This is a genomic window from Altererythrobacter sp. H2, assembly GCF_035319885.1.
Lineage (GTDB): Bacteria > Pseudomonadota > Alphaproteobacteria > Sphingomonadales > Sphingomonadaceae > 34-65-8.
Genome location: NZ_CP141285.1, coordinates 1,917,897 through 1,930,609, shown reverse-complemented (window position 1 = coordinate 1,930,609; position 12,713 = coordinate 1,917,897). Strand labels below are relative to the sequence as shown.

Below are 12,713 nucleotides of genomic sequence, written 5' to 3'. Positions count from 1 at the left end.
ATCCATGAGATCGCTTGATCTCGCGAGTCTGAGCCGTTATCCCGTTGTTCAGCGGGGCAAAGCAACCTCCCGCTCAGGCTGAGAAAAGCCCAAGCGTTGCCTCGTAGCCTTGTCCTTGTTGGCAAGGTGCATTGTGCGAGGTTCACTTGGCGTCCTTGGCTCTCACCCCTCCTATCACCTTCACCGAACTTCTCCGGGCGTTCACCCGCATCGGCCTGCTCAGCTTTGGCGGGCCTGCTGGGCAGATTGCGCTGATGCACCGCGAGCTGGTGGATGAACGCAAGTGGGTCGAGGAGGAAGATTTTCTCCACGCGCTCAATTTCTGTCACCTGCTGCCGGGCCCCGAAGCGCAGCAGCTTGCCACGTGGATCGGTTGGCGGTTGCATGGCTGGCGCGGCGGTCTGGCAGCGGGGTTGCTGTTCGTCATTCCGGGCGCGGCCATCATTCTGGCGCTGTCGGTCCTGTATGCCATTGCCGCCAATCTCGCATGGGTCGAAGCACTGTTCCTCGGCGTGAAAGCGGCGGTGCTGGCGATTGTGGTGCAGGCCTTGTTGCGAATTGCCGGACGTGCGCTGGATACGGTGTTGAAGCGTGCGCTGGCGGTGGCCGCGTTCATCGGGCTGTTCCTATTCGACCTGCCGTTTCCGCTAATCGTTTTGGGTTCCGGGGTGATTGGAATGGCAATTGCGGCCTGGCGTCCTGACCTGTTGGCGCTGAAACCCACTACAACTGGCGGTGCTTTACCCGAACGACCGTGGCGCACCACAATCCTGTCGATCGTCCTTTGGGGAGCGGTCTGGGCTGCGCCAATGGCGCTGATCGCGCTGACGCTGGGCCGCGAACACGTTCTGTGGGAGATCGGCGCATTCTTCTCGCAGCTCGCCATCGTCACCTTTGGCGGGGCTTATGCAGTGCTCGCCTACATGGCGCAGGAAGCGGTGCAGGGGTTCGGGTGGCTGAAACCCGGCGAAATGGCCGATGGGCTGGGCCTTGCGGAAACCACGCCTGGGCCGCTGATCCTGGTGACACAATTCGTCGGTTACCTCGCGGCCTTCCGTGCGCCGGAGCCGTTCACGCCTTTCGTCGCGGGATTGCTGGGGGCGGGGCTGACCACGTGGGTGACGTTCGCGCCGTGCTTCATGTGGATCTTTGCCTTCGCGCCGTGGATCGACCGACTGGGTAACGCCGTGCGGTTGAAGGGCGGGCTCGCAGCAGTGACGGCGGCGGTTGTGGGCGTCATCGCCAACCTGACCGCATGGTTTGCGCTGCATGTGCTGTTTGCTGAGGTGGGCCAGCGCCAATTCGGCCCGCTGCGGTTATATTGGCCGGACCCGGCGAGCTTCGAATGGCGCGCAGGCGTGCTGGCGGCAATCGCCTGCGCAATGGTGTTCGGGCTGAAATGGTCAGTGCTGCGGGTTCTGATGGCCGCCGCGCTGGGCGGCATGGTTCTGGTCTTGGCAATCTGAGGAGGACGACATGAGCATCATCACACGCAGGCAAGCCATCGGCACAGCAGCCCTTTCGGCCACGGGTATCGCGCTGGCAGGAACGGCAAGCGCAGCGGCGGCGCAAGACCCTGCCGCAGCCGGTTCCCGTGCCGCTGCCTTTGCCGGCAAGCACACGCCGAAGCGGCTGCGGTTCAACCCCGCCAAGCTCACCGGCCTGTCCGAGCGGCTGATTACCTCGCACTGGGAGAACAATTATCAGGGCTCAGTGCGCGGGCTCAACACCATCGAGACCCGCCTCGCCGCCGCCATGGCCGATCCCGACTTTCCGCCGGTTGCTTATGCCGGGCTGAAGCGCGAGGAACTGCACCGCGCCGGATCGGTGGTGCTGCACGAATATTACTTCGATGCGCTGGGCGGCAACGGCAATCCGGCAGGCTCGATCTACGAGGCGCTCGATGGCTGGTTTGGCAGCTTCGCCGCATGGGAAGCCGAATTCCGCCGCACCGCAATGTCACTCGCGGGTGGATCGGGCTGGTGCATCCTCAGCTACAACCGCCACACCCGGTCGCTGCGTAATTACTGGGCCTTCGATCACATGCATGGTGCAGCTACCGGCGCGCCGCTGATCGCGCTCGATATGTATGAGCACAGCTTTCACATGGACTACGGTGCGGCGGCAGCGAAATATGTCGATTCCTTCCTGGCCAACCTCGATTGGGAGGTGGTGGAGGCACGGTATCAGGCGGCGATGGCGTAGGAGGGCACGATGACAGAAGAACCCCAGCGGCACTGGGACCGGGTCTATTCCGACAAGGCACCCGGCGAGGTCAGCTGGTTCCAGAGCGAACCGCGCCCTTCGCTTGCCGCGCTGGTAAGCTTTGATGTGCCCCACAGGGCCCCTTTCGTCGATATCGGAGGGGGCGCCTCCAATCCCGTTGATGCCCTGCTGGCGGGTGGATGGCGCGATGTGACGGTGGTCGATATTGCCGCCCCGGCTCTGGCGGCGGCACAGGCCCGACTGGGAGAGGCGGCAGCGGGCGTCCACTGGGAGATCGCTGACATAACCCGCTGGAACCCGCCGCGCCGCTATGGGGTGTGGCATGACCGGGCCGTGTTCCACTTCTCACAGAGCCGGAGCAGCGGGACGCCTATCGCCGTGCGCTGGTGGCCGGAACCGCGTCCGATGCGCTCGTCATCATCGCCACCTTTGCGCCTGATGGGCCAGAAAAATGCAGCGGCCTGCCGGTGCAGCGCCACGATGCGGCAAGCCTTGCCGCTGCGCTCGGGAGTGCGTTCACATTGCTGGGCGACTGGCGCGAGGAACACCTCACCCCGTGGGGCGCCGCGCAGAAATTCAGCTGGTGCGCGTTCCGGCGAGAGGCATAGCCCCTCTCGCAAGGCGCTCTGCCGGGACGCAGACTGCGGTTCCTTCGATTCGGTTGTCCTGTGCAGCAGGTGCGCGCGCAAGCGACATCGCGGCTCCCACCAGAATCAGCGCCGGACCATCCCCCAGCGCAGTCCGTGCGGCGAGCGGCAGCAGTTCGAGGCAGGTGGTGAAGATCCGTTCCTCCGGCAGGCTGGCGTTTTCGACCATCGCCACCGGCGTATCGCAATCTAGGCCAGCGCGCTGCAATTCGCGGGCGACCAGCGGGGCTGCCGCTTTGCCCATGTAGATCGCCAGGGTCGCGGCAGGATCGGCGAGCGCGCTCCAATCGAGATCGAGCGGTTCGGTGCCGCGCGCATGGGCGGTTACGAAGGTCAGGCGCCGGGCCAGCCCGCGCAGGGTCAACGACGTGCCAAGGCTGGCGGCCGCCGCGCTGGCGGCGGTCACACCGGGGCAGATGTGCGTCCGCACGCCTGCGGCCCGGCAGGCGGTGAGCTCTTCTGCTGCCCGCCCGAAGATGGCGGGATCGCCGCCCTTCAACCGCACCACCCGCTCGCCCGCCAGCGCGGCGGCGACCAGCAGCGCGTCGATCGCTTCCTGAGGTTTGGAATGGCGGCCTGACCGCTTGCCCACCGACACCCGGCGCACGCCCGCTGGGATCAGATCGAGCACGCCGGGGCCTACCAGCGCATCGTGGAACACCACGCTGGCCGATGCGATCAGGCGCGCCGCCTTGACCGTCAGCAGATCGGGATCGCCTGGGCCAGCGCCCACCAGCCACACCTCGCCCGGCACGATCATGCGGCGGTATCCAAGGCGCACGTGCCTGCCTCAGCCTGACGGCGCGGCGCCAGCACCGCTTCGCGCAGCAGGAACAGGCGCCCGCTCTCCACTTTCAAGGGGATCGTCGGCGTGCAGCCGCGATCATCCCCCAGCGCCTCGCCCGTGCGAAGCGAGATGCGCCAGTTGTGCAGCGGGCAGGTGACGCTGTCGCCGTGAACCAGTCCCTCGCTCAAGGGCCCATGCTTGTGTGGGCATTTGTTGACAAGCGCGAAATATTCCCCGCGGGTGGTGAGGAACACCGCGATTTCCTCGCCTCCCAGCACGGGAAGCGTGCGCCCAGTGCCAGCCTTGATCTGGGTGACGGGGCCGATATCGAGCCATTGGCCCACAGTATCGCTGTTCATTGCGCCTTCTCCAAAGCAAGCGGGCGGACTTCGGCGAGGTTCTGGTGCAGATCGCGATGCGCTCCGGCCGCGCGGCCTGCCCAGGGGTCGATCTGCCAATATTTCTGCGACAGCCGGAACCGCGCAGCCAGCCTGCTGATGCGGTCAGGATCAGTGAACAGCTGCGCTTTCAGCCATTCCAGCCCCTTGCGTTCGATCCAAGGCGCGGTGCGTTCGAGATAGTGCGCTTCCTCGCGGTAGAGCTGGATAAAGGCGAGGCAGTGCTCCATCGCCTCGGCTTCGGTCTCGACCTTGCACAAAAGATCGGTGACCCGCACCTTGATCCCGCCATTGCCGCCGACATGGAGTTCATAGCCGCTGTCGACACAGACGATGCCGAAGTCCTTGATTGTCGCCTCGGCACAGTTGCGCGGGCAGCCGCTGACGGCGATCTTGAACTTGTGCGGCATGTAACTGCCCCAGGTGGCCTGTTCGATCTTGACGCCGAGCCCGGTCGAATCCTGCGTGCCGAACCGACACCATTCGCTGCCCACGCAGGTCTTCACTGTGCGCAGCGCCTTGCCATAGGCGTGGCCCGATACCATCCCTGCGGCGTTCAGGTCGGCCCAGACGGCGGGCAGATCCTCTTTCCTGATGCCGAAGATATCGAGCCGCTGGCCGCCGGTGACCTTCACCATCGGCGCGTTGTATTTTTCCACCACGTCGGCAATCGCCCGCAATTCGCGCGGAGAGGTTATGCCGCCCCACATGCGCGGGACGACGGAATATGTGCCATCCTTCTGGATATTGGCGTGGAGCCGTTCGTTGACGAAGCGGCTGGTCTCGTCATCCGCATATTCGCCCGGCCAGGCGCACAGCAGGTAGTAATTGAGCGCCGGGCGGCAGGATGCACAGCCTTCGGGGGTGGACCAGTGCAGCTCCTGCATCACCTGCGGGATTGATTTGAGATTACGCTCAAGGATCAGGCGGCGCACGTCATCATGGGTGAAGCTGGTGCAGCCGCACAGGGTTTTAGGTCCGGCTTCGACCTCAGCGCCGAGCGTCAGTGCGAGCAGGCTTTCGACGATGTTGGTGCACGATCCACAGCTCGCCGAAGCCTTGCAAGTCGAACGGAGGGCAGCGACGCTGTGCGCGCCTTCGTTGATTGCGCTGATGACGGCGCCCTTGGAGACGCCATTGCAGCCGCACACCTCGGCATCATCGGAGAGCGCTGCGACAGCGGCATGGGGATCGCCGCCCGCGCCGCCTGCGGCATAGGCCTGCCCGAAGATCAGCGACTGGCGGATGGCGGCGATGTCCTCTTGCCGGCGCAGAAGATCGAAATACCAGTTGCCGTCCGCCGTATCGCCATAAAGCACTGCGCCGATCAGCCGGTTGTCCTTGATAACGAGCCGTTTGTAGATGCCATGCGCCGCATCGCGCATCACCACATCCTCGCTCCCCTCGCCGCCCGAAAAATCGCCCGCAGAGAAAACATCGATGCCGGAAACCTTGAGCTTCGTTGAGGTGACCGAGCCTTCAAAGCCGCGCCCGCTGCCGACGCCGGTGAGGCAGTCGGCCAGCGCCCGGCACATCTCCCAGATTGGAGCGACCAGACCATAGCACGCCCCGCGATGCTGCACGCATTCGCCCACGGCGAGGATCGCGGGATCGCTGGTGACCATGTGATCATCCACGACAATGCCGCGCTCGCAGGCAAGGCCCGCCGCTTTCGCCAGCACCACGGAAGGCTTGATCCCGGCCGCCATCACCACCAGGTCGGCGCGGATGCGGGTGCCGTCCTCCAGCACGATGCCTGCCACCCGGCCCGCCGCGCCAAGGATCGCCTTGGTGTTGGCGCTCGTAAGAATGGTGTGCCCGCGCCGTTCGAGTTCCTGCCGCAGCAGCCATCCGGCCGCTTCATCCAGCTGACGCTCCATCAGGGTGGACATCAGGTGCACCACGGTCACCTGCATTCCGCGCAGGGCAAGACCGTGCGCTGCCTCCAGCCCCAAGAGGCCCCCGCCGATGACCACAGCGGCGTTGCTGCCTTCGGTCTCGCCCGCTTCGGCAGCGGCGATCATGCGGTCCACATCATCCAGATCGCGGAAGGTGACGACGCCGACCAGATCATGCCCCGGCACCGGGATGATGAAGGGATCAGAGCCGGTGGCGATTACCAGCCTGTCATACGGCAGCACCAAGCCCCCACGCGTGACGACAGTGTGCGCCTCGCGGTCGATCATCTCTGCCGGATCACCGCTGATGAGCGCGATGGCATTGTCCGCATACCACTGCGGGCCATTGATGATGATGTCGTCAAACGCCTTCTCGCCCGCCAGCACGGGTGACAGCATGATGCGGTTGTAATTGACCCGCGGTTCGGCCCCGATGATCGTGATGTCGAACCGGCCGGGCGCGCGGGCCAGCACCTCTTCAACCGTGCGGCACCCGGCCATGCCATTGCCGATCACCACCAGCTTTTCGCGGCTGCCGGGCGTATCGGGAAAGGGAAAAATCGCGTTCATGCGCTGTGATCCTGTGCCGACAACGCACGCAAAAAAGCCGCCAGGTCATCCGAAAGACCGGCGGCGCCATTGCCACGTTGTGATGGGGAGAAGGTAAGGTCAGGCGCGTTCCTTCGTTGGAACGCTGACGAGTTGGAAACTACCTGAGTCGCACCGGCTTGCCAACCTCCTTTTTGCATTGCAGCATAATCACCGGATCAGCGCGATCATCAGCGCCGCCGCCAGCACTGCGCTGACCACTTGCCACAGCACAACCGGATTGCGAATCAGAAGCGGCGCAGGCTGGGGATGGGTCAGCGCGGTGTTGGGGACGCTGAGATCATGCACAAAGGCGCTGACGTGCTGGTAACGCAGATGCGGTTCCACGTGCAGCGCATGGGCAATGGCGGCATCGGCCCAGTCAGGCACGTCATCGCGATATGTCGCGACCGGCACATACCGCATGCGGCGCTGGCGCGACAGGGTGTCAGCCGCGCCCGCGCGCGGGCCATAAGGCAGGTGCCCGGTCAGCAGGAAATAGGCCATCGCGGCGAGCGAATAGAGGTCGCTCTGCTCGCTGGCGGGCAGGCCGCGATAGAGTTCGGGTGCGGAAAATTGCAGGGTTCCGGCAAAGGCATCCTCGCCCGCCCTCGGCGCGTGTTCGGTCATGCCATCAATCCGGGCCGACCCCAGATCAATGATGTTCGCCGTGCCATTGGCATCGATCATCACATTGGCCGGGCGCAGATCGCGGTGGATGATCTGGCGGCGGTGCAGCGCATACAGCCCGCGCGCCACCTGAGTGATGATTGCGCGCACAGCAGCAATATCAGCGCGGGGGTGATCGCGCTGCCATTGTTCCAGCGTGATGCCATTGCAATAGCCGCTGACAGCATAAAGGAACCGGCGCGGGCGGGCGCGCGGCGGGACGCTCAGCACGTGCGGGCTGCGCACCCGGCCAAGCGCCCATTCCTCCAGCAGCAGCTCGCTGCGCGCCTGCGGATCGCCCGCGCGTTCGGCCGAGAGCCGCTTGATCGCCGCCGCAGCCCCGGTGGAATTGTCGCGGGCGAGCCATACGTGGCTGCGGCCACCGATATGGAGCGGGCGCAGCAGGGTGTAGCCATCGCAGTCCAGCCCGGCCTGCCATTCCGGCGGATCGGGCAGCCGGGCTTCGGCCGCGAGCAGATCATCCGCCGCGCCCTGACGAACGCTGTCCACCTGCACCAGCTGCACGGTGAGGTTGTCCTCGGCCCCTGCCGCCAGTGCAGCCTCGCACATCTGGCGGGCGGCAGCGCTCATATCCGGGTTGGCGTGGACGATCTGCGCAATCTCGCGGTCTGTCAGGCCGTCGCCAAGCCCGTCAGTCGCCAGCAGCAGGATATCGCCAGGCTGGACGAAGATGCGGCTGTGATCGATCTCGACATGGCGGCCCATGCCCAAGGCGCGGGCGAGCAGATGCGTGCCGCCACCAGCGGGCACACGGTGCGCCTCGGTCAGCCGTTCGAGGCCGCCCGCGTTCACCCGCGCTGCCACCCCGTCACCCAGATGCAGGATGTGCGCGGCGGCATCGCGCAGGATCAGCGCGGTAAAGGTGGTGATGAGACCCTCGGCCTCACGCGCCCGGTCACTGTCGGCGTAACCGGCAGCCATTCCGCCGAGCGCGGCGTTCTGGCCGTGCATCCAGCTGTTGATCGCTGCAATCACCCGCTGGGCGCTGGTCTGGGGCGACCAGGCATCGGGGGTGGCATAGTAATCGGTGAGAAAGCCCGCCACCGCCGTTTCCGCCGCCTCGCGCCCGCGGCGACTGGTGCTGATCCCGTCGGCCACCACAAAGGCCATGCCCTTGTAGATGAGCAGATCGCCATCGGGGAGGATGCAGCCGTAAAAATCCTGATTGGCCAGCTTGGCCCCGGCACAGGAATATTGCCCCACCGTCACGGTGAGCCTTTCGAGCGGCGCATTGCCTTGCGCCGCCCCCACAGGTTCAGCCCGTTCAGGCGGCAATCTTCAACTCCGCCGCATTGCGCTTGGGCGAAGTGCGGTAGTGGGTCGAATAGAGCATCAGCCCGGTGAACGTCAGCCCGCCAACCAGATTGCCCAGCACCACCGGCACTTCATTCCACAACAGGTAATCGGCGATGGTGAATTCGCCGCCCAGCATCAGTCCGGTGGGGAACAGAAACATGTTCACGATCGAATGTTCAAACACCATGTAGAAGAACAGCATGATCGGCATCCACATCGCAATCACCTTGCCGCTGACCGTGCTCGACATGCTGGCGCCGACCACGCCGGTCGATACCATCCAGTTGCACATCACCGCGCGCACAAAGATCGTCAGCCACCCTGCCGCGCCATATTCGGCATAGCCCAGCGTGCGCTTTTCCCCGGTGATCGCCATCGCCTGGCCGACCGGATCAACCTCTGCGGCAAAGCCATAGGTCCAGTAGATCGCCATCATCACCGCTGTCACCAGCGCACCGGCAAAATTGCCGACGAACACCAGTCCCCAGTTGCGCAGCACGCCGCCCCAGGTGCAGCCGGGCCGCTTGGCCCACACCGCCAGCGGGGCGAGCACGAACACGCCGGTGAGCAGATCATAGCCCAGCAGATAGAGCAGGCAGAACCCCACCGGAAACAGCACCGCGCCCGCCAGTGGCTGGCCGGTCTGAACATTGATCGTCACCGCAAACGCCGCCGCCAGCGCCAGAATTGCGCCTGCCATGAAGGCGCGGATCAGCGTGTCCTTGGTCGACATCATGATCTTGGATTCGCCCGCTTCAATCAGCTTGGGCACGAATTCACTTGGGGCAAGATAGGCCATATTGCGTCTCCTTGAGGTCAGAATGCGATTTCGGTCTGGAGCCAGAATTTGCGGGTGTCGGCGGCAAAGCCGTCGGCCCGGTAGCTGGCAAAGCGGGCGAGGAAGGATGCGCGGCCCACCGCAAGGCCGGCGGACAGATCGATCTCGTCGCCGTAATGCCGACTGCCGAAATCGCTGTCGAAGCGGTGGTAAACGGCCAGCAGATCGACCGTGCCGAGGCCCTTCACGGCAAATTTCTTGCCCGCGCGGGCGAAAGTGTCGGTCAGCCCGGCATCGGGCGTGCGCAGGAACAGGTCGGCCCAGCCATTAAAGGCAAACAGCGTGGCCAGCGGGGTCTGGAACGCGCCGCGCCCGCCATCACTGCCGAGCTGTTCTACCCCGGCCCCCAGCGAAAATCCGGCCCAAGTCGCACCCAGCTCGCCTTGCAGGTAATGGGCGGTATAGGCGACCGGGTTGCCACCGGTATCGGACTGGGTGGCCAGCGTCGCCCTGGCGGTCAGGGTCGCCGGGCCGACAGGCAGTTTGAACGCAGCCTTGGCGCCGAAGGTGTTGCTTGACGCGTTCAGGCGGGTGTCGAAATCGAGAAGATAGGCAAAGCCAGTGATCTCGCCGCGGGCCAGCTTCACCCCGGCGTTGAGGAACACCAGATCGCCGTCATAGCGGAAATTGGGGCTGTCCGCGCCAAACACGGTCTGCACCGCGCTGGCATAGGTTGCATCCACGCGGACCGGGCCGAGCGCGGTCTGCCCGCGCACGGCATCAAAGGTCTGCTCGTTCTGTCGCCACACGACATTGCCGACGAAGCGGGCATCATCAAGAATGATCCGCTGACGACCCAGCGTGACGCTGCTTGCGCCATCGCGCCAGGCGATCTGTGCGCGGTTGAGTTCGAGGTTCTCAGGATCGGCCACCACCGAAAAGCGCGTCCGGCCATTGCCGGGGATGGTGTTGTTGAAATTGTCGGTCAGCTCCGTTGTTGCCTCGCCCTCGATCAGCAGCGAGACCGCACCGCTGGCGATTTCAAACCCTGCATGAAGGCGCGCAGTAAGTGCATTGGCGGGCTCAATCGGCTTGTCCTCGTCAACCGTCTCGCGGCGCACCTTTAGGGCGAGGATCGGGTCGAGCGTCACGCCTTCGGCGAGGGTAATCGGGTCGCCGGGAGTGGCCAGCGCCGGGACGCTGGTGGCGGATGCTGACAGGGCAAACAGGCAGTAGGCAAATGCGCGCATGGATCACCTCTCTGGCTAAAGCCGGACCATGACCGGCCACGAGAGGCGAGCGCCGTTGCCCGCCGGATGAAGCATCAGCCAGGGCCGACGCCGGAAATCAAAAAAGCCGCCACGATTCGCTACCTTTCAGAAGCGGCTCGGGCGGCGTCGTTGCCTTAAGAATTCGTGGGTGGCTGCTCGTATTGCGGGTCCGACATTGGATCACCCAGCAGCAACATCGCGAAGACTACGCCAGCTTGTGCAGCCTCGTAAAGGCCTTTTTTGCAGCGCAGCAAATTTTTCAACTCAGGGCAAGCTGGCGAGATAGGCTTCAATCTGGTCAGGATCGAAGGTCAGCCCATCGAAAAAACGGTTGGCCGACAGCGTCAGCGTGCCCTGCTGCGCGCCGACCTGTGTCATCTGCGTGACGCTGCCTTCGACCTTGGAACTGGCATTGGGCAGATCATCGCCGGTATCGATCAGCGCAGCGCGGTAGATATCGGGCCGGAACACCCGCATCGCCCGCGCCGCATCGGCCGGATCGAAGGCGGTATGGCCCCAGCGCGCCATCTGCGAATAGAGCCACGCGGCCTGGCTCATCCACGGGAAATTGGCCGCCTCGCTGTGCTGGAACATCAGATCAGGCAGGTGCACCGGCGCAGCGCCGTGGGCCAGAACCAAGCGGTCCGATATCGCCCGCAGCACCAGCGCAGGGTTGGCATCGAGATAGGGGGGCGAGGCAAGGATGCGGGCATTCTCGGCGAAATTGGCCGGGTCGATGAAATGGCGGCCCGCCCGGCGCATGGCCCGGATCAGTGCAGCAAAGGCTTCGGCCTTGTCGGCCAGCACCGGCTCGCGCACCGCGAGCACCTTTTCCACCCCGCGCCGCCAGATTTGCGCGGAAGCCAGCACGATTGTGCCGACATCACGCTCGACACAGACTGAACTCCACGGTTCGCCCACGCAAGACCCGTCGATCTCCCCGCTGGCCAGCGCATCGGGGACAAACGGCGGGGCGATGGTGACGATCTCGACATCGTGATCAGGCCGGATACCGCAGGCGGCGAGCCAGTAACGCAGCTTGTAATTGTGGCTGGAAAAGCGGTGCACCACCCCGAACCGCAGCCGCCGCCCCTGCGCCTTGGCCGCCATCGCCGCTTCGCGCAACCGCGCGCCGACAGCCGCCGGATCGCCATATTCGCCCGGCGATGCGACCATCGCGGCCAGTGGTTTGCTCAAGGTGATCGCATTGCCGTTCAGACCCAGCACAAAGGGCGCGGCCAGCGGCTGCGCCGGGCGGCCCAGCCCCAGCGTGGTGGCAATCGTCAGCGGCGCCAGCATGTGCGCGCCGTCGGTATGGCCGTAGAGCAGCCGGTCTAGCACGGTGGCCCAGCTCACATCGCGCACGAAGGTCAGCGCCACGCCCTCGTCAGCGGCAAAGCCATGTTCGTGAGCCAAAATCGGCAGGCAGGCATCGACCAGCGGCAGAAACCCGATGGTAAGCGTCGCGTCGGCCATGGTCAGTCCCCTCCCAGCAGATCATGCGCGGTCACGACCGCTTCGGCGATTTCGGCGATCCGCTTGTTCGAAGACATCGCCTTGCGCCGCAATTCGGCATAGGCTTCCGGCTCGGTGATACTGCGGCTGCGCATCAGGATCCGCTTGGCACGGTCGATATGGTCGCGCTCGGCCAGCTTGCCCTGCGCGTCGGCCAGATCGGATTGCAGCCGGGCAAAGGCGTGGAACCGCTTGATGCACAGATCGAGCAGCGGCTTGATCCGGTGACTGGCGAGGCCATCAACCACATAGGCCGAAACCCCCGCATCGATCGAGGCGGCGATGGAGGCATCGTCGCTTTCATCGACGAACATGGCAATCGGGCGCGACAAAGCGCGGCTGACCGCAAAATATTCCTCCAGCACATCGCGCGACGGGTTGCCGAGGTCGATCAGCACCACATCCGGCGCGATCCGTTCAATCGCGGCGAGCAGCCCGTGGCGCTGCGTGAGCGTGAAGATTTCGGCATTTTCGAGCTGGCCCAGACCTTCTTCGATGATCGAAGCGCGTATGGAGCTTTCATCGACGATGGCGATCTTCATACGGCCACATTGCACCCCGATTGCGCGAAAACAAGCAGCTTTGCCGATAGTCAGAAGCCGGTTACGCCTGTGGTATC

Annotated in this window: 11 protein-coding genes; 3 read left to right on the top strand and 8 right to left on the bottom strand. The window is 64.7% G+C overall.

From position 1 onward, the window contains the following. The first annotated feature begins 155 nt into the window (after positions 1-155). From chrA to U4960_RS09675, 3 genes are all read left to right on the top strand, one after another. Entirely contained in the window at positions 156-1,466 is a 1,311-nt protein-coding gene (chrA, locus tag U4960_RS09685; RefSeq protein WP_324260442.1) for a chromate efflux transporter, read from the top strand. 10 nt (positions 1,467-1,476) lie between these two features. Beyond that, complete coding sequence (locus U4960_RS09680) at positions 1,477-2,205, top strand: superoxide dismutase (RefSeq protein ID WP_324260441.1); 729 nt, start codon at positions 1,477-1,479, stop codon at positions 2,203-2,205. A gap of 407 nt (positions 2,206-2,612) precedes the next feature. Further along, entirely contained in the window at positions 2,613-2,834 is a 222-nt protein-coding gene (locus tag U4960_RS09675) for a hypothetical protein (RefSeq protein WP_324260440.1), read from the top strand. Here U4960_RS09675 and cobA read toward each other — a convergent pair. The 8 genes from cobA to U4960_RS09635 form a co-directional block, all read right to left on the bottom strand. Then, positions 2,803-3,633, bottom strand: a complete 831-nt coding sequence (gene cobA / locus U4960_RS09670; protein ID WP_324263090.1) for a uroporphyrinogen-III C-methyltransferase — start codon at positions 3,631-3,633, stop codon at positions 2,803-2,805. The two genes, U4960_RS09675 and cobA, sit on opposite strands and share 32 nt — an antisense overlap. After that, on the bottom strand, positions 3,630-4,019 hold the full coding sequence (gene nirD / locus U4960_RS09665; protein ID WP_222554651.1) for a nitrite reductase small subunit NirD: 390 nt from the start codon (positions 4,017-4,019) through the stop codon (positions 3,630-3,632). Before nirD ends, cobA begins: the two co-directional genes overlap by 4 nt. After that, positions 4,016-6,526 (bottom strand): nitrite reductase large subunit NirB, encoded by a 2,511-nt coding sequence (gene nirB / locus U4960_RS09660; protein ID WP_324260439.1) that lies wholly within the window; start codon positions 6,524-6,526, stop codon positions 4,016-4,018. Before nirB ends, nirD begins: the two co-directional genes overlap by 4 nt. A gap of 189 nt (positions 6,527-6,715) precedes the next feature. Then, on the bottom strand, positions 6,716-8,509 hold the full coding sequence (locus U4960_RS09655; protein WP_324260438.1) for a bifunctional protein-serine/threonine kinase/phosphatase: 1,794 nt from the start codon (positions 8,507-8,509) through the stop codon (positions 6,716-6,718). Then, positions 8,499-9,329 (bottom strand): formate/nitrite transporter family protein, encoded by an 831-nt coding sequence (locus U4960_RS09650; RefSeq protein WP_222554654.1) that lies wholly within the window; start codon positions 9,327-9,329, stop codon positions 8,499-8,501. The genes U4960_RS09655 and U4960_RS09650 overlap by 11 nt, the downstream gene beginning before the upstream one ends. Positions 9,330-9,346: 17 nt before the next feature. Further along, positions 9,347-10,558 carry an alginate export family protein gene (locus tag U4960_RS09645; RefSeq protein ID WP_324260437.1) on the bottom strand — a complete coding sequence of 404 codons (1,212 nt, stop codon included), beginning with the start codon at positions 10,556-10,558 and terminating at the stop codon, positions 9,347-9,349. Between the two features lie 285 nt (positions 10,559-10,843). Then, positions 10,844-12,055 (bottom strand): ABC transporter substrate-binding protein, encoded by a 1,212-nt coding sequence (locus U4960_RS09640; RefSeq protein ID WP_324260436.1) that lies wholly within the window; start codon positions 12,053-12,055, stop codon positions 10,844-10,846. 2 nt (positions 12,056-12,057) lie between these two features. Next, entirely contained in the window at positions 12,058-12,636 is a 579-nt protein-coding gene (locus tag U4960_RS09635) for an ANTAR domain-containing response regulator (RefSeq protein WP_324260435.1), read from the bottom strand. Positions 12,637-12,713 lie beyond the last annotated feature (77 nt).